Origin of the sequence: Luteimonas arsenica, assembly GCF_004352825.1 — a bacterium.
Taxonomy (GTDB): domain Bacteria; phylum Pseudomonadota; class Gammaproteobacteria; order Xanthomonadales; family Xanthomonadaceae; genus Luteimonas; species Luteimonas arsenica.
Map to the genome: position 1 here is coordinate 106,194 of NZ_SJRW01000001.1, position 20,768 is coordinate 126,961.

19 protein-coding genes are annotated in these 20,768 nt (G+C 71.4%); 12 read left to right on the forward strand and 7 right to left on the reverse strand.

What is annotated here, in order from left to right:
* The first annotated feature begins 71 nt into the window (after positions 1-71).
* On the forward strand, positions 72-995 hold the full coding sequence (locus E2170_RS00495) for an alpha/beta fold hydrolase (protein WP_132998703.1): 924 nt from the start codon (positions 72-74) through the stop codon (positions 993-995).
* A 35-nt stretch (positions 996-1,030) separates the two neighbouring features.
* Here E2170_RS00495 and E2170_RS00500 read toward each other — a convergent pair whose 3' ends face one another.
* Entirely contained in the window at positions 1,031-1,483 is a 453-nt protein-coding gene (locus E2170_RS00500) for a YkgJ family cysteine cluster protein (RefSeq protein ID WP_132998704.1), read from the reverse strand.
* Positions 1,484-1,607: 124 nt separating this feature from the next.
* On the opposite strand from E2170_RS00500, the gene E2170_RS00505 reads away from it, so the two are divergent.
* The 10 genes from E2170_RS00505 to E2170_RS00550 all read left to right on the forward strand — a co-directional run bounded on the left by E2170_RS00505 (position 1,608) and on the right by E2170_RS00550 (position 11,506).
* Entirely contained in the window at positions 1,608-3,179 is a 1,572-nt protein-coding gene (locus E2170_RS00505; RefSeq protein ID WP_132998705.1) for a M20/M25/M40 family metallo-hydrolase, read from the forward strand.
* Between the two features lie 17 nt (positions 3,180-3,196).
* Positions 3,197-4,855, forward strand: coding sequence for an olefin beta-lactone synthetase (gene oleC, locus E2170_RS00510; protein ID WP_132998706.1), 1,659 nt, complete (start codon positions 3,197-3,199; stop codon positions 4,853-4,855).
* Between the two features lie 15 nt (positions 4,856-4,870).
* A complete protein-coding gene (gene oleD / locus E2170_RS00515; RefSeq protein ID WP_132998707.1) occupies positions 4,871-5,878 on the forward strand; it encodes a 2-alkyl-3-oxoalkanoate reductase in 1,008 nt (335 codons plus the stop codon).
* A gap of 61 nt (positions 5,879-5,939) precedes the next feature.
* On the forward strand, positions 5,940-6,098 hold the full coding sequence (locus E2170_RS00520; protein ID WP_132998708.1) for a DUF1328 domain-containing protein: 159 nt from the start codon (positions 5,940-5,942) through the stop codon (positions 6,096-6,098).
* Positions 6,099-6,166: 68 nt separating this feature from the next.
* Positions 6,167-6,823, forward strand: a complete 657-nt coding sequence (locus E2170_RS00525; protein ID WP_132998709.1) for a ubiquinone biosynthesis accessory factor UbiJ — start codon at positions 6,167-6,169, stop codon at positions 6,821-6,823.
* Positions 6,820-8,490 (forward strand): ubiquinone biosynthesis regulatory protein kinase UbiB, encoded by a 1,671-nt coding sequence (gene ubiB, locus E2170_RS00530; protein ID WP_132998710.1) that lies wholly within the window; start codon positions 6,820-6,822, stop codon positions 8,488-8,490. The genes E2170_RS00525 and ubiB overlap by 4 nt, the downstream gene beginning before the upstream one ends.
* Positions 8,490-9,281 (forward strand): pseudouridine synthase, encoded by a 792-nt coding sequence (locus E2170_RS00535; protein ID WP_132998711.1) that lies wholly within the window; start codon positions 8,490-8,492, stop codon positions 9,279-9,281. The genes ubiB and E2170_RS00535 overlap by 1 nt, the downstream gene beginning before the upstream one ends.
* A gap of 74 nt (positions 9,282-9,355) precedes the next feature.
* Positions 9,356-9,775, forward strand: a complete 420-nt coding sequence (gene arfB, locus E2170_RS00540; protein ID WP_243708005.1) for an alternative ribosome rescue aminoacyl-tRNA hydrolase ArfB — start codon at positions 9,356-9,358, stop codon at positions 9,773-9,775.
* A gap of 17 nt (positions 9,776-9,792) precedes the next feature.
* A complete protein-coding gene (locus tag E2170_RS00545) occupies positions 9,793-10,398 on the forward strand; it encodes a lysophospholipid acyltransferase family protein (RefSeq protein WP_132998713.1) in 606 nt (201 codons plus the stop codon).
* Positions 10,399-10,417: 19 nt separating this feature from the next.
* Positions 10,418-11,506, forward strand: a complete 1,089-nt coding sequence (locus tag E2170_RS00550) for an isoaspartyl peptidase/L-asparaginase family protein (RefSeq protein ID WP_243708006.1) — start codon at positions 10,418-10,420, stop codon at positions 11,504-11,506.
* A 13-nt stretch (positions 11,507-11,519) separates the two neighbouring features.
* Here the strand turns inward: E2170_RS00550 and E2170_RS00555 are convergent, their stop codons facing one another.
* From E2170_RS00555 to E2170_RS00575, 5 genes are all read right to left on the reverse strand, one after another.
* Positions 11,520-13,016 (reverse strand): efflux transporter outer membrane subunit, encoded by a 1,497-nt coding sequence (locus tag E2170_RS00555; RefSeq protein WP_132998714.1) that lies wholly within the window; start codon positions 13,014-13,016, stop codon positions 11,520-11,522.
* A 27-nt stretch (positions 13,017-13,043) separates the two neighbouring features.
* Complete coding sequence (locus tag E2170_RS00560; protein WP_132998715.1) at positions 13,044-16,211, reverse strand: efflux RND transporter permease subunit; 3,168 nt, start codon at positions 16,209-16,211, stop codon at positions 13,044-13,046.
* Between the two features lie 162 nt (positions 16,212-16,373).
* Entirely contained in the window at positions 16,374-17,576 is a 1,203-nt protein-coding gene (locus E2170_RS00565) for an efflux RND transporter periplasmic adaptor subunit (RefSeq protein ID WP_132998716.1), read from the reverse strand.
* Positions 17,573-18,322: an SDR family NAD(P)-dependent oxidoreductase gene (locus tag E2170_RS00570; RefSeq protein ID WP_132998717.1), complete on the reverse strand. Its 750-nt coding sequence runs from the start codon at positions 18,320-18,322 to the stop codon at positions 17,573-17,575. The genes E2170_RS00565 and E2170_RS00570 overlap by 4 nt, the downstream gene beginning before the upstream one ends.
* Entirely contained in the window at positions 18,319-18,576 is a 258-nt protein-coding gene (locus tag E2170_RS00575; RefSeq protein ID WP_132998718.1) for a hypothetical protein, read from the reverse strand. Before E2170_RS00575 ends, E2170_RS00570 begins: the two co-directional genes overlap by 4 nt.
* Positions 18,577-18,700: 124 nt before the next feature.
* On the opposite strand from E2170_RS00575, the gene E2170_RS00580 reads away from it, so the two are divergent.
* On the forward strand, positions 18,701-19,756 hold the full coding sequence (locus E2170_RS00580) for a LysR family transcriptional regulator (protein ID WP_132998719.1): 1,056 nt from the start codon (positions 18,701-18,703) through the stop codon (positions 19,754-19,756).
* A gap of 39 nt (positions 19,757-19,795) precedes the next feature.
* On the opposite strand, the gene E2170_RS00585 is transcribed toward E2170_RS00580, so the two are convergent.
* Complete coding sequence (locus tag E2170_RS00585) at positions 19,796-20,758, reverse strand: LysR family transcriptional regulator (protein ID WP_132998720.1); 963 nt, start codon at positions 20,756-20,758, stop codon at positions 19,796-19,798.
* Between the last annotated feature and the right edge of the window lie 10 nt (positions 20,759-20,768).

Genomic DNA, 20,768 nt, shown 5'->3' on the forward strand with positions numbered 1-20,768 from the left:
AGGCAGGCGGGCATGGTAGTCGCCCAGGCCGGCGCGCAGGTGGGTCGGCACCCGCGGGCTACAATTGCGCGATGGATTTCCCCGACTACCCCGCCACCCGTCACCGCTTCCAGGTGCGCCCCGGCATCGAGCTGAGCTACCTCGACGAAGGCCCCCGCGATGGCGAGGTCGTGGTCATGGTCCACGGCAACCCGTCGTGGAGCTACTACTGGCGCCACCTGGTGGCGGGCCTTTCGGATCGCTACCGCTGCATCGTCCCCGACCACGTCGGCATGGGGCTTTCCGACAAGCCCGACGACGCGCCCAACGCGATCCCGCGCTACGACTACACCCTGCAGTCGCGCGTGGACGACCTGGCCGCGCTGCTCGACCACCTCGGCATCACCGGTCCGGTGACCCTGGCGGTGCACGACTGGGGCGGGATGATCGGCTTCGGCTGGGCGCTGTCGCACCAGGCGCAGGTGCAGCGGCTGGTGGTGCTCAACACCGCGGCCTTCCCGATGCCCGAGGCCAAGGCCATGCCCTGGCAGATCGCGCTGGGCCGCGACTACAACGTCGGCGAGATGGTGATCCGCGGCTTCAACGCGTTCTCGTCCGGCGCCTCGTGGCTGGGCGTGGAGCGCAGGATGCCGGCCGAGGTGCGCCGCGCCTACGTCGCGCCCTACGACAGCTGGAAGAACCGTATTTCCACGGTGCGCTTCATGCAGGACATCCCGCTGTCGCCGAAGGACAGGGCGTGGCCGCTGCTGGAGGAATCCGGCCAGCGCCTGCACGAGTACGCGGGCCTGCCGGCCTTCATCGGCTGGGGGCTGAAGGACTTCGTGTTCGACCATCACTTCCTGGAACGCTTCCAGGCCGAGCTGCCGGGCGCGGAGGTGATGGCCTTCGATGATGCCGGGCACTACGTGCTCGAGGACAAGCACGAGGTGCTGGTTCCCGCGATCCGAGACTTCCTCGACCGCCACCCGCTGCAGCGCCCGCACCAACAGCGCTGATCCGCGACCGCCGGCGGGTGCCGGCTGCCACTGCCTCAGGCCGCGATCGGCGGCGGCAGCGCGGGCGGCGGGGTGCCGCGATCGTTGGGATTGTCGCTGTCGTCGGGATTGCCGTCGCGGTCGTTGGCCGCGGCTTCGCGCCAGATCCAGTCGGCCGGGGCGAGCGGCGCCAGGCCGTGGGCGGCGCGGGCGCGGTCGCACTGCGGGCTGGGCTCGCCGGATTCCCAGGAGGCTGCGACATCGCGGCAGGCCTGCGGCCGCATGGGGTGGATGCTGCAGCGGGAATGACGGCCGATGTCGGCGTCCAGCGCGATGCAGCGCGGGTGGCCGCCGCCTTCGGTGCCGCGCATGGCGAACTCGTGGCTGCGCAGGGGCACGGTCAGTTCGCGCGGCACGCCGCCGCCCAGGTCGGGCTCGGCCTCGGACCAGTGCAGGCTCACGCGGTAGTGGGCGCAGCAGGCGCCGCAGCTCAGGCAGGGGTGGGGCACGCGGGCGGTCGTGATGCGGTGGGGAGCGGATTTTTCGACCACGGCCCGGGGGTGCGCAAGTGCCGCGGAGGCAGCGGCGCGGGCAGCCGGTTACAGTGCCGGCAGGCTTTCCTGGAGACCCCTGATGACGCGCAGCCGTTTGCTTGCTTCCTGCCTCCTGCTCTCCGGGGCCTGTCTGTTCACGGCGACGACCGGGGCTCATGCGGAAAATCCGCGCCCGGATCGCAGCTTCTCCACCAGCGACGCCTTCGATGCCTCGGAGATCCCGGCCTATGCCGGCAGCCACGACGCGGTCTACGCGCGCATCGACGCCGACCTCGACGCGCATGTGGCCGAGTTGCAGCGCTGGGTCCGCCAGCGTTCGATCAGCGCCCAGGACGACGGCATCCGGGACATGGCGGGGCTGGTCGCCGACGACCTGCGCGCGCTGGGCTTCCAGCAGGTCGAGCTGGTCGAAACGCCGGGGCATCCGGGCGTCCTCGGCCACTACGATGCCGGCGCCGAGCGGACCCTGGTGGTCTACATGATGTACGACGTGCAGCCGATCGAGGACAACTGGCGCATCGACGATCCCTTTGCCGGCGAGCTGGTCGAGCACGAACTGGGCACGGTGCTGATGGCGCGCGGCGCGACCAACCAGAAGGGTCCGCAGCGCGCCTTCCTCAACGCGGTGGACGCCATCATCAAGGCGCAGGGCCAGCTGCCGGTGAACCTGTACGTGGTCGCCGAGGGCGAGGAGGAGCTGGGCTCGCCCAACTTCGGCGCCGTGGTCGCGCCCTGGGCCGACCGCCTGCGCGAAGCGGACGGCGCCTTCTTCCCGATGAACATCCAGAACCCGGCCGGCGAGGCGACGCTCAACCTCGGCGTGAAGGGCATCATCTATTTCGAGCTGGAATCCAGGGGCGGCGCGTGGGGCGGCCCGGCGCGGGCCGAAGTGCACGGTTCGCTCAAGGCGCTGGTGGATTCGCCGGCGCTGCGGCTGGTGCAGGCCATCGCCTCGATGACCTCGCCCGACGGCAACACCATCCTGATTCCCGGCTACTACGACGCGGTGCAGGCCCCGACCGTGGCCGAGCAGCGCCTGGTCAATGCGTTGGCGCTGGCGTCCAACGACAGGCAGCAGCAGGAGGCGCTGGGCGTCTCGCGCTGGATCGACGGCGACGAAGGGCGCGACGCCCTGGTCCGCAACCTCTACGACCCGACGCTCAACATCGACGGCATCTGGAGCGGTTACACCGGGGAAGGGGTGAAGACCATCCTGCCGCACGTGGCCACGGCCAAGATGGATTCGCGCCTGCCGCCCGGCCTGGAGCCGGACGAGGCGTTCCGGATGCTGCGCGCGCACCTGGATGCGAACGGCTTCGAGGACATCGTGGTGCGCCCGATGTCGGGCTATCCGGCGGCTTCGACCCCGGTCGACGATCCGCTGGTGCAGGCCTCGATCGGCGTGTTCAACAAGTACGGGACCCGGCTGCGCGTCGCGCCCTGGCTGGCGGGCAGCGCACCGTTCCACCACTTCACCCGCAGCCTGGGCCTGCCCTTCGTGTTCGGCGGCCTGGGCCACGGCTCGGGCGCGCACGCGCCGGACGAGTACATGCTGGTGCATCCGGCCGCGGGCGTGGAGGCCGCCGGGCTGGCGGCGATCGAGAAGTCCTACGTCGACATGCTGTTCGCGCTGGGCGCGATGGGGGACTGAGCGGCGATAATCGCGCGATGACCGAAGCCTGCAACATCGCCGCGGCGCTGCCCCGGCTCGCCGCCGAGGCACCGGAGCGCATCGCGATGCGCTGCCCGGGCCACGGCGGCCGCTACGACGCGGCCCTCAGCTACGGCGAGCTCGACCGGCGCAGCGACGCCATCGCCGCCGGCCTGGCACGGCGCGGCATCGGCCGCGGCAGCCGCACGGTGGTGATGGTGCGGCCGACGCCGGAGTTCTTCCTGCTGATGTACGCGCTGTTCAAGGCCGGTGCGGTACCGGTGCTGGTGGACCCGGGCATCGACAAGCGTGCGCTGAAGCAGTGCCTGGACGAGGCGCGGCCGGACGCCTTCATCGGCGTGCCGCTGGCGATGTTCGCGCGCGTGCTGCTGCGCTGGGCGCGGGCGGCGAAGCTGCGCATCACCACCGGGCGCAGCGCGCGGTTCGCCGACGCCACCCTGGCCGAGGTGGAACGCGACGGCGAGGGCGCCGGCCCGCAGCTGATCGCGACCGCACCCGACGACGTGGCCGCGATCCTGTTCACCAGCGGATCCACCGGCGTGCCCAAGGGCGTGGTCTACCGCCACCGCCACTTCGTGGCCCAGATCGACATGCTGCGCGACGCCTTCGGCCTGCAGCCCGGCGGCGTCGACCTGCCGACCTTCCCGCCGTTCGCGCTGTTCGATCCGGCGCTGGGGCTGACCTCGATCATTCCCGACATGGATCCGACGCGGCCGGCGAAGGCCGATCCGCGCAAGCTGCATGCGGCGATCGAACGCTTCGGCGTGACCCAGCTGTTCGGTTCGCCGGCGCTGATGCGGGTGCTGGCGAACCACGGGCGGCCGCTGCCCACCGTCACCCGCGTCACCTCGGCCGGCGCACCCGTGCCCGCCGACGTAGTGGCGAAGATGCGCGAACTGCTGCCCGCCGACGCCCAGTTCTGGACGCCCTACGGCGCGACCGAATGCCTGCCGGTGGCGGTGATCGAGGGTCGCGAACTGATGACCCTGCGCGAGCGCACCGAGACCGGCGCCGGCACCTGCGTCGGTCGCCCGGTGGCGCCGAACGAGGTGCGCATCATCCGCATCACCGACGAGGCCATCGCCGAGTGGTCGGACGAACTGCTGGTGAAGCCGGGCCAGGTCGGCGAGATCACGGTGGCGGGGCCCACGGCCACGGACACCTATTTCAACCGTGAGGCGCAGACGCGGCTGGCGAAGATCCGCGAAGGTGCGCGCATCGTCCACCGCATGGGCGACCTCGGCTATTTCGACGCCGAAGGCCGCCTCTGGTTCTGCGGCCGCAAGTCGCAGCGCGTGGTCACCGCCAACCGCACCCTCTGCACCGAACAGGTCGAGCCGGTCTTCGATACCCACCCCGAAGTGCGCCGCACCGCCCTGGTCGGCATCGGCGAACGCGGCGCCCAGCGGCTGCTGCTCTGCGTCGAGTTGAACGTCGGCATCGCGAAGACGGAGCACGCCCGCATCGCCGACGAACTCCGCCACCTCGGCGAAGGTTTCGTGCACACCGCCCACGTCGACAGCTTCACCTTCCACCCCGCATTCCCGGTCGACATCCGCCACAATGCGAAGATCGGCCGCGAAAAGCTGGCCGTCTGGGCCGCGCGCGAGCTCCGTGCCGGCAGGGTCTTCGAACCGGCGTCGGCGCCGGACTGACGCGGGAGCGGCGTGGTGCGGATACTGGTGACGGGCGGTGGCGGATTCCTCGGGCAGGCGCTGTGCCGCGGCCTGGTCGAACGCGGGCACGAGGTCACCAGCTTCAACCGCGGCCACTACCCGGAGCTCGACGTGCTGGGCGTGCGCCAGCTGCGCGGCGACCTCGCCGACCGCGACGCCGTCATCGCCGCCTGCGCCGGCATGGACGCGGTGCTGCACAACGCCGCCAAGGCCGGCGCCTGGGGCAGCTACGACAGCTACCACCGCGCCAACGTCATGGGCACCGGGCACGTGCTGGCCGGCTGCCGCGAGCACTTCGTGCCGAAGCTGGTGCACACCTCCTCGCCCAGCGTCACCCACCGCGCCACGCATCCGGTGGAAGGCGGCACCGCCGACACCGTGCCCTACGGCGAGGACCTGAAGGCGCCGTACGCGGCCACCAAGCTGATCGCCGAGAAGATCGTGCTCGCCGCCAACGACGACACCCTGGCCACGGTCGCCCTGCGCCCGCGCCTGATCTGGGGCCCGGGCGACAACCAGCTGGTGCCGCGGCTGGCCGAGCGCGCGCGCGCCGGCCGCCTGCGCTTCGTAGGCGACGGGCTCAACCGCATCGACACCACCTATATCGACAACGCCGCCCAGGCCCACTTCGACGCGCTCGACCATCTCGAGGTCGGCGCCGCCTGCGCCGGCCGCGCCTACTTCATCAGCAACGGCGAGCCGATGGCGGTGCGCGATATCGTCAACGGCCTGTTGCGGGCCTCGGGCGCGCCGGAGGTGCAGGGCACGATCCCGTTCCGCGTGGCCTACGCCGTGGGCGCGGCCTGCGAGGCGCTGTGGCCGCTGCTGCGCCTGGGCGGCGAGCCGCCGATGACCCGCTTCCTGGCCGAGCAGCTCAGCACCACCCACTGGTACGACATGGCGCCGGCCACCCGCGACTTCGGCTACGTGCCGCGGGTGTCGATCGCCAAGGGGCTGGAGCGCCTGGCCGCGTCGCAGGGCGGGGCGGCCATCACTTCCTGACCACCGCGCTCCCCTGAACATGTGCCCGGTCGTCCGCATTCCGACGGACCGGAGAATCCAGATGCTCAGCTACGCCGTCATTTTCATCGTCATCGCCCTGATCGCCGCCGTGCTCGGTTTCGGCGGCATCGCCGGTACCGCCGCGGGCATCGCCAAGATCCTGTTCGTGGTGTTCCTGATCCTGGCCATCATCTCGTTCTTCCGCGGCAGGAAGATCTGAATCCCCGCCGCCGCGGTGCCGCCTCCGGCACCGCGGCGGCGCAGGCCGCGGCCGCTACAATGCCGGCCATGGCCCGATCCCCGTCTCCCTTGTCCGGCTTGAAGCCGCTGGCCGGCCGCGCGCTGGAATCGGCGCTCAACCGCGCGCTCACCCTCGACGACGACACCCGCCAGGCGCTGTCCCGGCTGGACGGGCGGCATGTCGCCCTGCACCTGGCCTCGCCGCCGCTGGCGATGTCGATCCGCGTCGACGGCGAGGCGCTGCGCGTGGGCCCGGTGGAGGCCGACGCCGATCCCGACCTGTCGGTGCGCACCACGATCGGCGGCCTCTTCGGCCAGCTGCAGACCCTGCTCGGTGCCGGCGACGACCACGCCACGCCCAGCGGCCGCCTGCGCATCGAGGGCGATGCCGAGCTGGCGCGCGCGCTGCAACGGCTGGCCCAGCGTTTCGATCCCGACTGGCAGCGGCCCTTCGTGGCCGCCTTCGGCGAGGTGGTGGGCGTGCAGGTGGCCAATGCCGCGGCCTCGGCGCTGAAGGGCGCGCGCCGCGCCGGCCAGGAGTTCGCGTCCACCGCTGCCGAATACGTGGTGGAGGAGTCGCGCGACGTGGTCGGGAAGCATGAGCTCGACGCCTTCCACGACGATGTCGACGTGCTGCGCGACGACGTCGAGCGCATCGCCGCGCGCGTGGCGCGCCTGGCGGCGGCCGCGGGAGGCGCGCGGTGAGGTCGGGCCTGCATGCGCTGAAGATCGGGCGCGTCCTGCTCCGCTACCGCCTGCACACCCTGGCCGAGGGCACGCCGGCCGGGCGCTGGCTGTGGCTGCTGCGGCCCTTCGTGCCGGGCGCCGAACGCGGGATCACCGACCTGCCGCGCGGCGCGCGCGTGCGCCTGGCACTGCAGGAGCTCGGGCCGATCTTCGTCAAGTTCGGCCAGGTGCTGTCCACGCGCCGCGACCTGGTGCCGCCCGACATCGCCGACGAGCTGGTGCTGCTGCAGGATCAGGTCGCGCCCTTCGACGGCGAGGTCGCGCGCGGGATCGTCGAGCGCGAGCTGGGAATGCCGGTGGCCGACGCCTTCGCGCGCTTCGACACCGTGCCGCTGGCTTCGGCCTCGGTGGCGCAGGTGCATGCGGCGGAGCTGCCCGGCATCGACGGTGGCCTGCCGCGGCAGGTGGTGGTGAAGGTGCTGCGCCCTGGCATCGACGCCCGCATCGCCGCCGACATCCGCCTGCTCGAGCGCATCGCAGGCTTCGTCGAGCGCACCCATCCCAATGCCGACAAGATCCGCCCGCGCGAAGTCGTGGACGAGGTCGCGACCACGCTCGCCGCCGAGCTGGATCTGCAGCGCGAGGGCGCGAACGCCTCGGTGCTGCGCCGCAACTGGGAGGGTTCGCCCGACCTGTACGTGCCGGCGCCGGTGTGGTCGCACAGCACCGAGCGGATCCTGACGCTGGAGCGTGTGACCGGCATCCCCAGCGACGACCTCGCCGCGATCGAGGCCGCCGGCATCGACCGCAGGCTGCTCGCGGCCAAGGCCGTGCGCGTGTTCTACACCCAGGTGTTCCGCGACAACTTCTTCCACGCCGACGCCCACGCCGGCAACATCTGGGTCGACGACGACCCGTCGCGGCGGCTCAACCCGCGCTTCATCGCGCTGGACTTCGGCATCGTCGGCCAGCTGTCCGGCGACGACCAGTACTACCTCGCCGAGAACTTCATGGCGATCTTCAACAAGGACTACCGGCGCATCGCCGAGCTGCACGTGCAGGCGGGCTGGATGCCGTCGACGCTGCGCCTGGACGAGCTGGAGGCGGCGGTGCGCGGCGTCTGCGAGCCCTATTTCACGCGGCCGCTGTCGGAGTTCTCGCTCGGCGAGGTGCTGCTGAAGCTGTTCCGCACCGCGCAGCGCTACCAGCTGACCCTGCAGCCGCAGCTGATCCTGATGCAGAAGACCCTGCTCAACGTCGAGGGCGTGAGCCGGCACCTGGATCCGGAGATCGACATCTGGGCGGTGGCGCGGCCGGTGCTGGAGCGGATCCTGGCCGAGCGCTACAGCCCTCAGCGCCTGGGCGCCGAGTTCCGCAAGCGCCTGCCGGAACTCGCCACGCGCGCGCCGGAAATGCCGGGCCTGCTGCACGCCTGGCTGACGCAGCAGGTCGAGGGCCGGCACCAGCTGGGCATGCATTCGAAGGAAATGGCCGAGCTGGTCGAAGTGATGCGCGCGATGCAGCGCCGCACCGTGGCCGCGATCCTCGGCGTCGGCCTGCTGGTGGTGGCCGCGGTGCTGTACGGCCTCGACGCCGGCGGCCCGCGCCTGTGGTCGGTGCCGGTGACGGCGTGGGTCGCCGGCATCGGCGGCCTTTGGGCCATCATCGCCGCCCGCCCGCGGTGATGAGCCCCACCTCCGCCGGAAACACCCCCGGTAGGAGCGGCTATAGCCGCGATGGGAGTGAAATCGCGGCTATAGCCGCTCCCACAGAGCCTGCCGCTCCTGCCCTGGCGGTCCTGCACCTGGAGGAGCGCTTCGCCGTCGTCAACAAGCCCGCCGGCCTGATGGTCCACGACAGCAAGCTGGCCCGCGGCGAGGACGACTTTGCCGCGGATCGCCTACGTGAACAGTTCGGCCGGCCGATCTTCCTCGTGCATCGCCTCGACCGCGCCACCAGCGGCTGCCTGCTGCTGGCCTTCGACCGCGATACCGCGTCGGCGCTGGGCAAGTCGCTGATGTTGCACGAGGTCGACAAGGCCTACCTCGCCGTCTGCCGCGGCTGGCCGGCGGACGAGGCCTTCACCGTCGACCATCCGCTCGACGGCGGCCCCGGCAAGCCGCAGAAGAAGCCCGCGGTGACCCGCTTCGAACGCCTGGCCACCGCCGAACTGCCGATCCCGTCCGCCGGCTTCGAGACCTCGCGCTACGCCCTGCTGCGCGCCTGGCCTCAGACCGGCCGCTTCCGCCAGATCCGCCGTCATCTCAAGCACCTCTCGCACCACCTCGTCGGCGACACCAGCCACGGCGATGGCCGCCACAACCGCAGCTTCCGCATGATGGGCATCCATCGGATGCTGCTGCACGCCGAGCAGCTGGCCTTCCCGCATCCGCACGATGTGGCCACGCGCGTGCACGTGACCGCGCCGCCGGACGGCGAATTCGCACGCGCTCTGGCATTCTTCGCGCAGCCCTGATCGCAGCGATCGCCGCGGTTCGCCACCGCTGCCGCGAGCCGGCGATGATCGTGCAGGCCACCGGATCCCGACGCATGACCGCCACGCCGAACCCCATCGAAATCCCCGAAAGCGAGCTTGTCGAACGCTTCGTCCGCGCCTCCGGCCCCGGGGGCCAGAACGTCAACAAGGTCGCGACCGCGGTCGAGCTGCGCTTCGATATCGCCGCTTCGCCCTCGCTGCCCGAGGCGGTGCGCGAGCGACTGCTGGCCAAGCGCGACCGCCGCGTCACCGACGAAGGCGTACTGGTGATCAGCGCCCAGCGCTTCCGCACCCAGGAGCGCAACCGACAGGATGCGCGCGAGCGGCTGGCGGCCTTCATCGAATCCGGACTGCGTGCGCCGAAAAAGCGCGTACCGACCAAGCCCAGCCGCGCGGCCAAGGCGCGGCGGCTGGATGCCAAGCGCGAGCGTAGTACGATCAAGCGCGGTCGCACGGGGCGCGACTGGGACTGATCCATCGCAGGGGAACCATGAGCGCAGCCGGCGACGACATCCTGCCCGAGCTTCCGCCAAAGGTGCCGCGGGTGAAGCCGAACCGCTTCACGCGCTGGTTCGGGCGCACGATTCTCCGCCTCGGCGGCTGGCGCCTGGTCGGCGAATTCCCCGACGAACCCCGGGTGGTGCTGATCGGCGCACCGCATTCCTCGAACTGGGACGGGATCTGGGGCATGGCCGCGAAGATCGGTCTGGGCTTGGACATCAGGATCCTCGGCAAGCAGGAGCTGTTCTGGTGGCCGCTCAGCATCCTTTTGCGCGGGCTGGGGATCGTGGCGATCGACCGCCAGCGCTCGTCCGGCGTGGTCGACCAGGTCGCGGAGATGATCCGCAGCCGCGAGCGGTTCTGGTTCGGCCTCGCGCCCGAGGGCACGCGCAAGCCGGTGGAGCACTGGAAGAGCGGCTTCCTGAAGATCGCGCGCGCGGCCGATGTGCCGGTGCTGCCGGTGTATTTCCACTATCCGGAGAAGATCATCGGCGTTGGCCCGCTGTTCCACGTCGGCGACGACACCGAGGCCGACATGCGCCGCATCCGCGAGTGGTACCGGCCCTGGCAGGGGCGCAATCGCGGTACGGTCTGAGGTTTTCCAGGAGCAGGACATGAAGCGATTCGATCGAAGGCGTGCGGCCGCCGTGGTGCTGGCAGGGGCGATGCTGATGGGATGTGCGGCGATCGTGGGTGCCGCGCAAGCGCAAGATGGCGAGGCATCCACGGCTGCCGGCGCGGGCGGGGGTTCGCATACAGGTGCGACCGCAGCGCCGGTGCTCGCCATCCACGGCGGCGCGGGCGTGGTGCGCGCGGGGCTTTCGGACGAGGACCAGGCCGCCGCGCGCGCGGGCCTCGAACGTGCCCTGCTGGCCGGCCACGCGAAGCTCCAGGCCGGCGCGCCGGCGCTGGATGCCGTGGTCGCGGCGATCACCGTGCTCGAGGACGATCCCGCCTTCAACGCCGGCCGCGGCGCGGTGTTCACCCACGAGGGCCGCAACGAACTCGACGCCTCGCTGATGGACGGGCGCGACCGCAATGCCGGTGCCGTCGCCGGCGTGCAGCGCGTGCGCAACCCGATCCTGCTGGCGCGCGCGGTGATGGAGCGGTCGCCGCACGTGATGCTGGCCGGCAGCGGCGCGGAGGCCTTCGCCGAAGGGCAGGGCATCGAGCTGGTCGATCCCTCGTACTTCCGCACCGAGCGCCGCTGGGAGCAGCTGCAGCGCGCGCTGCGCAAGGAGGTCGCAGGTCGCGAAGGCCTCAAGTACGTCGGCACGGTCGGCGCCGTGGCGCTCGATGCACGCGGCCACCTGGCGGCCGGCACCTCCACTGGCGGCATGACCAACAAGCGCTGGGGCCGCATCGGCGACTCACCGGTCATCGGCGCCGGCACCTGGGCCGACGAAGGTTGCGCCGTGTCGGGCACCGGCTGGGGCGAGTTCTACCTCCGCACCGCCGCCGCGCACGAAGTCTGCACCCGCGTGCGCCATCGCGGCGAGGACATCGCCACCGCCGCGGATGCCGTGATCAATGGCGAAGTGGTGCAAGCCGGCGGCGACGGCGGCGCGATCGCCCTCGACGCGAAGGGCCGCGTCGCCTTCCCCTTCAACACCGAGGGCATGTACCGAGGCTGGATCGGCACCGACGGCGTGCCGCACGTCGCAGTCTTCGCCGACGAAAGCCTGCCGCTGCCCACCGACTGAGGTCGCGCCGCCCTCAGCGCCGACCGATGCTTTCGCGCATCGGCAACGACTGCGGCCAGCCGCCGGCCAGCGCGCGGTACAGCGCGACCGCGCCGGTGGCGCTGCGGGTCCGGGCTTCGACGAAGGCATCCTCGGCCTGCAGCCGCGTGCGTTCGGCGTCCAGTACCTCCAGCAGTCCGGTGGCGCCCGCCTCGAAGCGCGTGCGCGCCAGCTCCGCGGCACGCGCGCTGTCGCGTGCCGCGTGTTCGAGGTGGGCATCCTCTATTCGCGCACGGTCCAGGCGCACCAGGGCGTTCTCCGTGTCTTCCAGTGCGAGCAGCACCGCCTGCTGGTAGCGCGCGAGTTCACCGGCGGCATCGGCATCGGCGGCGGCGATGCGCGCGCGCACCCGGCCGACGTCGAGGAAGGACCAGTCGATGCCCAGCGCCAGCAGGCGGGTCTCGCTGTCGCGTTCGAACAGCGCGCCGGCATCGATCGCCTGGCTGCCGATCAGGCCGCCCAGGGTGAAGCGCGGGAACAGGTCGGCGGTGGCGACGCCGATGCGGGCGGTCGCGGCGTGCAGGCGTGCTTCCGCGGCGGCCACGTCCGGGCGCCGGCGCAGCAGCGCGCCGGGGGTGCCGGGGTCGATCGCGGACGGCAGCGTCGGCAGCGGCGCGGCGGCATCCAGCGAAGCGACCACGGCATCGGGACTGCGCCCGGTGAGCACGGCCAGGCGGTGCATGGCGAAGGCGACCTGCGCTTCGAGCGCGGGAATCCGCGCCGAGGTCGCCTCGAGCTGGGCGCGGGCGCGGGTAGTGTCGAATTCGCTGTCGCGGCCGGCATCGAAACGCGCCTGCACCAGTTCCAGGGTCTCGCGCTGGTTGTCGGCGTTGCCGCGCGCCACCCGCAGGCGTTCCTGCGTCCCGCGCAGCTCCAGGTAGGTGCGCGCGACCTCGCCCGCGATCGCGACCTGGGCCGCCTGCAGGTCGGCGTAGCCGGCCAGCGCCTCCGCGCGGCCGGCCTCGACGCCGCGGCGGATGCGCCCGAACAGGTCGAGCTCCCAGGCCGCGGTGACGCCCGCGCTGTAGCTTTCGCCGTCTCGGTCACCGCGCGCGACGCCTGGCATCTGGTCGGCGCTGGCGCGCGAGTCGCCGGCTTCGGCCCGTGCGGTGAGCGTCGGATAGCGGTCGAACTTCGCCCCGCGCAGCAGGGCGTTGGCGCGGTCGTAGCGGGCGAGCGCGATGCGCAGGTCGTGGTTGGATGCCAGCGCGTCCTCAACCAGCGTGCTCAGCTGCGCGTCGCCGAAGCCCTCCCAGAACGGGCCGTGCGCGGCGTCGGGGGTGGCATTGGCCGCCGCGGCGCCGGCTTCGGTCCCGGCATCGGCGGCGACGGCGGCATGGTGGAACGCCTCGTCGGGCGGAAGCTCCGGGCGGACGAAGTCCGGACCCATCGCGCAGGCCGCCAGCAGGGCCGTCGCCAGCGGCGCGGCGAGGAGGCGCGGGATCCGCGCGATGCGGGAATGGCTGCTCATCGGGAAAACTCCTTCACGGATGGCGGATCAGGCCTGCAGGGCCGGGTCGGCGGCGGTGGTGGTTTCAGGCGATGCACGGCGGGTGACCAGCTTGCGCAATGCGACGTAGAACACCGGCGTCAGGAACAGGCCGAACACGGTCACACCGAGCATTCCGGCGAACACGGTGATGCCAGTGGCCGAGCGCACCTCCGCGCCGGCGCCCGACGACAGCACCAGCGGCACGGTGCCGGCGATGAAGGCGATCGAGGTCATGATGATCGGGCGCAGGCGCAGCCGGCAGGCTTCCAGCGCGGCCTCCACGATGCCTTTGCCCTGCAGCTCCAGTTCGCGCGCGAACTCGACGATCAGGATCGCGTTCTTGCACGCCAGGCCCATCAGCACCACCAGCCCGACCTGCACGAAGACGTTGTTGTCGCCGCCGGTCAGCCACACGCCCAGCAGCGCCGACAGCATGCACATCGGCACGATCAGGATCACCGCCAGCGGCAGCGTCCAGCTTTCGTACAGCGCCGCCAGCACCAGGAACGCGAGCAGGATCGCAAGCGGGAACACCACCAGCGCGGCATTGCCCTGCGTGGCCTGCTGGTAGCTCAGGTCGGTCCACTCGATCGCCATGCCGTTGGGCAGGATCCCTTCCGCCAGCTCGGCCACCTTGGCCATGCCCTCGGTCGACGACATCACCCGCGGGTCGACGTCGCCGGCGAGGTCGGCGGCCGGGTAGCCGTTGTAGCGCAGCACCGGGTCGGGGCCGAAGGTCTGGCGCACGCTCACCATCGAGCCGATCGGCACCATTTCGCCGCGGTCGTTGCGGGTGCGCAGGTTGGCGATGTCCTCGACGCCGTCGCGGAACGGCGCGTCGGCCTGCGCGATCACCTGCCAGGTGCGCCCGAAGCGGTTGAAGTCGTTGACGTAGGCCGAGCCGAGGTAGGTCTGCAGGGTGTCGAACAGTTCGGTCAGGGGCACGCCCTGGGCCTTGGCTTTGACCCGGTCGACCTCGGCATCGAGCTGCGGCACGTTGGCCTGGTAGGTGGTATTGGCGAAACCCATGCCCGGGGTCTGCATCAGCGCGCCCTGCATGGCGCTGGTCGCCTCCTGCAGCGCGCCGTAGCCGAGGTTGGCGCGGTCCTCGATGAACAGCTGGTAGCCGGCACCGTTGCCCAGGCCGAGGATCGGCGGCGGCATCACCGAGAAGGTGAAACCCTCCTGCAGGCCGGCGATCTTCTGGTTGATCTCGGCGTTGATCTCCAGCGCGCTCCGCTTGCGCTCCGAGAACGGATCCAGCGGCAGGAACACCACGCCGGTGTTGGGCGTGTTGGTGAACTGCACCGCGTTCAGGCCCGGGAACGCGATCGAGTGCGCGACGCCCTCGGTGTCCATCGCGATCTCGCTGACCTTGCGCAGCAGCGCGTCGGTGCGGGAGATCGAGGCACCCTCGGGCAGCTTCACGCCGGCGACCAGGTACAGCTTGTCCTGCACCGGGATGAAGCCCGCCGGCACCGCCTTGAACATCAGCCCGGTCCCGGCCAGCAGCACGGCGTAGACCACGAACACCATGCCGCGGCGGCCGAGCGTGCGCGACACCGCGCCCTGGTACCTGCTGGAGCTGGCGCCGAAGAACCGGTTGAACGGCTTGAACACCCAACCGAACAGGCGGTCGATGAGCCGAGTGGGCGCGTCCTTGGGCGCGCCGTGCGGCTTCAGTAGGCGCGCGGCCAGCGCCGGCGACAGGGTCAGCGAGTTGATCGCCGAGATCACCGTCGAGATCGCGATGGTGACCGCGAACTGCTTGTAGAACTGGCCGGTCACGCCCGACAGGAAGGCCATCGGCACGAACACCGCGCACAGCACCAGGGCGATGGCGATGATCGGCCCGGACACCTCGCGCATGGCCTGGTGCGCGGCTTCGAGCGGGCTCAGGCCCTCCTCGATGTTGCGCTCGACGTTCTCCACCACCACGATCGCGTCGTCGACCACGATGCCGATCGACAGCACCAGGCCGAACAGGCTGAGCGTGTTGATCGAGAAGCCGAGCAGGTATAGCGCGGCGAAGGTGCCGACGATCGATACCGGCACCGCGATCAGCGGAATGATCGACGCGCGCCAGGTCTGCAGGAACAGGATCACCACCAGCACCACCAGCAGCACCGCCTCGAGCAAGGTGGCGACCACGGCCTTGATCGAATCGCGCACGAAGATGGTGGTGTCGTAGACGGCCTCGTACTCGATGCCCTCGGGGAAGCGCTGCGCGACCTCGTCCATATTGGCGATCACCGCGTCGCGGATCTCGAGCGCGTTGGCGCCGGGCGCCTGGAAGATGCCGATGCCGACCGCGTTGTTGCCGTCGAGCTGCGAGCGCAGGGTGTAGTCGCCCGCGCCCAGCTCCAGGCGGGCGACGTCGGACAGGCGCACGATCTCGCCGTCGGCGCCGGCCTTGACCACGATGTCGCCGAACTCCTGCTCGGTCTCCAGGCGGCCGCGGGCGTTGATCAGGGTGAGGAAGTCGCTGTCGGGCATCGGTTCGGCGCCGAGCTGGCCGGCGGACACCTGCACGTTCTGCTCGCGCATCGCGCGCAGCACGTCGCTTGCGGTCAACCCGCGCGAGGCGATCGCATCGGGATCGAGCCAGGCGCGCATCGCGTAGTCGCCGCCGCCGAACACCTGCGCGTCGCCGACGCCGGGCAGGCGCGCCAGCGCGTCCTTGACGTGCAGGCGCGCGTAATTTCGCAGGTACAGGGTGTCGTACTTGCCCTCGGGCGAGGTCAGGTGCACCACCATCAGGAACACCGGGGACTGCTTCTGCGTGGTCACGCCCTGCCGGCGCACGTCCTCCGGCAGTCGCGCCAGCGCCTGGCTGACGCGGTTCTGCACGCGTACCGTGGCGTCGTCGGGGTCGGTGCCGGGCTTGAAGGTGACCGTCATCTGCAGCACGCCGTCGGAGCCGGCGACCGACTTGATGTACATCATGTCCTCGACGCCGTTGATGGCCTCTTCCAGCGGCGTGGACACGGTTTCCGCGATCACCTTGGGATTGGCGCCGGGATACACCGTGCGCACCATCACCGAGGGCGGCACCACTTCGGGGTATTCGCCGATCGGCAGCAGCGGGATCGAGATCAGGCCGGCGGCGAAGATCACGATCGACAGCACGGCGGCGAAGATCGGGCGGTCGATGAAGAACCTGGAGAAGTCCATGTGGCATTCCTTCGCGGCGACGGGCCGCGTGGGTCCTGGCCCCGCGGGGCGGGGCTCGGGAAAGAAGGTGCCGGCGTCGCCGCCCCGGCCCGCGCAAGGGGAGGGGATCCGCGGACGGGGGCGACGGCCGGCTGGGGGAAGGGGTCTACCCGTGTTACGGCGTCATCGCGTGCCTGCCGTGGCGACGGCCTCGCCCTTGGGTGGCGGCACCATCGCGACCTGCGTCGGCGCCACCGGCATGCCCGGGAAGAACACCCGCTGCACGCCGTTGACGATCACCCGGTCGCCGGGTTCGAGCCCCGACTGCACCACGCGCAGGCCGTCGACCATGCGTCCGAGCACCACGTCGCGGCGCTGCGCGGTGTCGCCTTCGCCCAGCACGTAGACGTACTTGCGGTCCTGGTCGGTGAGCACCGCCTTGTCGTCGACCAGCAGGGCATCGAACTCGGCGCTGCCTTCGATCTGCACGCGGGCGAACAGGCCCGGCGTGAACACGCGGTCGGGGTTGGGCAGCACCGCGCGCGCACGCACCGTGCCGGTGGTGCTGTCGACCTGGTTGTCGATGAAATCGACCGTGCCGGCATGCGGGTGGCCGGTCTCGTCCGCCAGCCCCACGCGCACCGGATTGCCGGCGGCGTCGCGCTCGCCGCTGCGCGCCAGCGCCTGGTAGCGCAGGAAGGCGCGCTCGTCGGCCTCGAAGTGGACGTGCACCGGGTCCTGCGAGACCACCGTGGTCAGCAGGGTGGCGTCGGCCTGGGCGAGGTTGCCCTCGGTGACCAGGGCGCGCCCGGCGCGGCCGGCGACCGGCGCGCGCACCTCGGTGAACTGCAGGTCCAGGCGCGCCGCGGCCACCGCGGCTTCGGCGGCGCGGACGCCGGCGTTGCCCTGGGCGGTCGCGGCGCGCCGGGTCTCGAACTCCTCGCGCGAGATCGCGCGGGCTTCGATCAGCGACTGCGCGCGCTCGTGCTGGGTCGTGGCCAGCCGCGCCTCGGCGCGCGCGCGCTCGAGCTGGGCCTGGGCCTGGTCGAGCGCGGCGCGGTAGGGGCGCGGGTCGATCACGAACAGCAGGTCGCCCTTGGCGACTTCGCTGCCTTCCTCGTAGGCCACGCGCTGCACGTAGCCGCTGACGCGCGGCCGCAGCTCGACCGATTCGATCGCGGCGATGCGGCCGCTGAACTCGTCCCACTGCCGTACCTGGCGGGAGAGCACGGTGGCGACGCCGACTTCGGGCGCCGGGGCAGCCTCGGCGCCGGGTGCCGCCTGGCTGCTGCAGCCGGCGCTGGCCAGCGCGATCGCGGCGCCGAGCGCGACCGCGACCAGGGACAGGCGGATGCCGGAATCGACGATGACGGTGCGGATGTTCATGGCGAATGGTTTTCCTTCGACGCGGGGGAAGTCGGGGGCAGGGCGGCCGTCGGCAGGGCGGCGCGGGGCGGGAAGCGGACCAGCGGCTGGGCGCAGCCGCCGCCATCGAGCAGATGCAGGACCTGGCGCGCGACGGCGTCGGCGTCGGGCCAGCGTTCGCAGGCGTGGCGGGCGTTGTCCGCGGTGCGCGCCGGCGAATCCACCGACAGCATGCGCACCCGCAGCGGCAGCGCGCGGGCCTCGTCGTGGAGCACGCGCGCCAGCATCCGCAGCGCCGCCGCGCCGATGGAGTGGTGGCCGTAGCCGGCCCAGGGCTGCTCCGCGCCCGGGCCGCCGACCAAGACGTAGCCGGCGTCTGGCTGCTGTGCCAGCAGCGGCATCAGGTGGCGCGCGGCGAACAGGTGCGGCAGCAGGTCCTCGTCGAGGCGGCGCTGCAGGAAATCGGCGCGGGCATCGAGCAGGCGGCCGCGTTCGGCCTGGCCGCGGATCGCGGCGACCATGCCCGTCGGCGGCGCGCCACGCAGCGATCCGATGCGCGCCGCCAGCCGCGCGGCGTCGCCGTCGCTGGCGATCGTGGCGGCAAGGGTGGCGATGTCGGCGTCGCGGCCGTGGCTGCGCTTGAGCTGCGCCAGCCTGCGGGCGTCGCGGGCCACCGCGATCACGCCGCGCCCTTCGGCCAGCGCATGGCCGACCACGGCGCGACCGATGGCCCCGGTCGCGCCCAGGACAATCAGGCGGCCGCTCATTGTCCCGTCCTCGGGATTTGTTCTCCCGTATTCGGGATGCCGGCGTAACGGTCGGCCATCGCCAGCACCGTCGCCGACACGGGCCTGGCCAGCGCGAACACCGGCAGCGCGAGTGCCGCTGCAATGCCCCAGGCCACCCCCGCACTCACCGCAAGCCACTGATTCGCAACAAGTGCGGCCAGGGCAAGCAGGTCCAGGGCGATCAGCGCGGACAGCGCATTGCGGAGCAGGGAGCGGCGGGTGGTGCGGGACATGGGAGGCGGCCAAGGGCGGGCAGGCCGACAAGATAGGCGCCGGATCGGCACTTGATTAGCCGTCGGATCGGGGAATAATTGTCCCTTCTCTGGTCCAATCCAGTACTCGCCCCGGAGGCGCCCCGTGAGCCGTGATCTCAACGACACGCTGATCTTCGTCAAGGTGGTCGAGCTCGGCAGCTTCATCGCCGCGGCCAAGGCCCTGCGCCTGCCCAAGACCACCGTCAGCCGCAAGGTGCAGGAGCTCGAGACGCGCCTGGGCGCGCAGCTGCTCCACCGCACCACGCGCAAGCTCGGCCTGTCCGAGGCCGGCAGCGTCTACTACGAGCACTGCCAGCGCATCGCGCGCGAACTGGAAGAAGCCGAGAGCGCCGTCGGCCAGCTGCAGGGCGGCCCACGCGGCTGGCTGCGTTTCAGCGCGCCGTATTCCGCCGGCATCGCCTGGATCGCGCCGCTGCTGGGTGAGTTCCACGCCCGGCACCCCGAGGTCCGGCTGGAGATGTCGCTCAGCAACGAACAGGTCGATCTGATCGATGGCGAGATCGACCTCGCGCTGCGCATCGGCAACCTGCCCGATTCCAACCTGGTCGCGCGCCGGCTGGCGGTGTTCCGCACCCAGGTCTATGCCAGCCCCTCCTACATCGAGCGACACGGCGAGCCCCTGCATCCCGACGACCTGCAGCACCACCGCACGCTGGCGATGCAGAAATCGCGGCGCAACGGCAGCTATTACTGGCAGCTGGGCGATGGCGACGGACGTGCCGAGTACGGCATCGACCCGATCCTGGTCGCCAGCGATCCCGCGGCGCTGAAGGGCGCGCTGCTCTGCGGCGAGGGCCTGATGCTCGCCAGCGACGTCACCGTCAAGGCCTACGCCGAGAAGGGCATGGTGCAGCGCGTGCTGGCCGGCTGGACCGGCCCGGACCTGGACTTCAACGCGGTGTTCCCGCGCGGCCATGTCACCTCGCCCAAGGTGCGCGCCTTCGTCGACTTCCTGGTCGAACGCCTGAACTTCGACGCCGACTACATGCAGGCGCTGTGCCCGAACATGCGCTGCCCCGACCAGGACAAGGTCGCCGCCGAACTCGACCGGGTGTCGAGGCAGCCGGCCACCGCGGCCGTGCCCGTCGCCGATGGCAAGCGCAAGGACCGCGATCTCGACGTCGAGGAAGCCGCCTGAACCACCGGCCGCGCGGGAGGCCCCGCGTGCGGCCTCCGCTCAGCGTTCGGAATGCCCCGGGTCTTCGTGGCTGCGACGCACGAACAGGTCGGGCCCGATCAGGTCGATGAAGGCGCGCGCCTGCGGCGAAAGCACCTTGCCCTTGCGCACCACCACGCCGTAGCTGCGCGCGGGGAACCAGGCGTCCAGGGGGCGGATGGCGAGGCGTTCGTGGTCGGCCTCGTCCAGGCAGATCGAACTGACGATCGAGATCCCCAGGCCCATGGCCACGTACTGCTTGATCACTTCCCAGCCGCCGACTTCCAGCGACACCGTGTAGGGCACGCGCGCCTGCTGGAACACCAGGTCGACCAGGCGCCAGGTCACTTGGCGCTGCGGCGGCAGGATCAGGCCGTGCTTCGAGATGGCTTCGAGGGTCAGCTGCGGCATGGTCGCCAGCGGGTGGTCGCGCGGCGTGATCAGCATCGGGGTGAACGAGTACACCGGCACGTAGCTGAGGTCGGCCGGGACGTCGAGCATCGAGCCGACCACCAGCTCCACCGTGTCCGCGCGCAGCAGGTCGGTGCCGTCGGCGCTGATGGTGTTGTGCAGGCGCAAGCGCACCTCGGGATGCTGTTCGCGGTAGGCGCCGACGATCCGCGGCAGCAGGTAGAGGATGGTCGAGCTGTTGGCCGCGATTTCCAGCTCGCCGGCGTCCATGCCCGCCAGCTGGCGGCGGAAGGCGGCGGGCAGGGCGTCGATGCCCTCGACCAAGGGGCGCGCCAGCTCGTACAGGGCCTCGCCCTCCGCGGTCGGCAGCAGGCGGCGGCCGTTGCGCTGGAACAGGGTCGCGCCCAGCTCCCGTTCCAGGGCCTGGAGCTGCTGGCTGACCGCGGGCTGGCTGACGTACAGCGCCTCGGCCGCGCGCGACACCGAGCCCAGGCGGGCCACCTGGCAGAAGGCCCGGAGGGGCTTGAGGCGGTCGCCCTTGTAGGCGAAGCGGGGGGTGCGGGAGGGCGCCAAGGCCGCGTCC

Bases quoted from the DNA above. Each gene is read 5' to 3' on its own strand.
- E2170_RS00565 (WP_132998716.1), bottom strand. From the start codon at position 17,576: ATGAACATCCGCACCGTCATCGTCGATTCCGGCATCCGCCTGTCCCTG.
- E2170_RS00505 (WP_132998705.1), top strand. From the start codon at position 1,608: ATGACGCGCAGCCGTTTGCTTGCTTCCTGCCTCCTGCTCTCCGGGGCC.
- E2170_RS00495 (WP_132998703.1), top strand. From the start codon at position 72: ATGGATTTCCCCGACTACCCCGCCACCCGTCACCGCTTCCAGGTGCGC.
- E2170_RS00545 (WP_132998713.1), top strand. From the start codon at position 9,793: ATGAGCGCAGCCGGCGACGACATCCTGCCCGAGCTTCCGCCAAAGGTG.
- arfB (WP_243708005.1), top strand. From the start codon at position 9,356: ATGACCGCCACGCCGAACCCCATCGAAATCCCCGAAAGCGAGCTTGTC.
- E2170_RS00525 (WP_132998709.1), top strand. From the start codon at position 6,167: ATGGCCCGATCCCCGTCTCCCTTGTCCGGCTTGAAGCCGCTGGCCGGC.
- E2170_RS00550 (WP_243708006.1), top strand. From the start codon at position 10,418: ATGAAGCGATTCGATCGAAGGCGTGCGGCCGCCGTGGTGCTGGCAGGG.
- E2170_RS00520 (WP_132998708.1), top strand. From the start codon at position 5,940: ATGCTCAGCTACGCCGTCATTTTCATCGTCATCGCCCTGATCGCCGCC.
- E2170_RS00575 (WP_132998718.1), bottom strand. From the start codon at position 18,576: ATGTCCCGCACCACCCGCCGCTCCCTGCTCCGCAATGCGCTGTCCGCG.
- E2170_RS00570 (WP_132998717.1), bottom strand. From the start codon at position 18,322: ATGAGCGGCCGCCTGATTGTCCTGGGCGCGACCGGGGCCATCGGTCGC.
- oleC (WP_132998706.1), top strand. From the start codon at position 3,197: ATGACCGAAGCCTGCAACATCGCCGCGGCGCTGCCCCGGCTCGCCGCC.
- E2170_RS00535 (WP_132998711.1), top strand. From the start codon at position 8,490: ATGAGCCCCACCTCCGCCGGAAACACCCCCGGTAGGAGCGGCTATAGC.
- E2170_RS00560 (WP_132998715.1), bottom strand. From the start codon at position 16,211: ATGGACTTCTCCAGGTTCTTCATCGACCGCCCGATCTTCGCCGCCGTG.
- E2170_RS00555 (WP_132998714.1), bottom strand. From the start codon at position 13,016: ATGAGCAGCCATTCCCGCATCGCGCGGATCCCGCGCCTCCTCGCCGCG.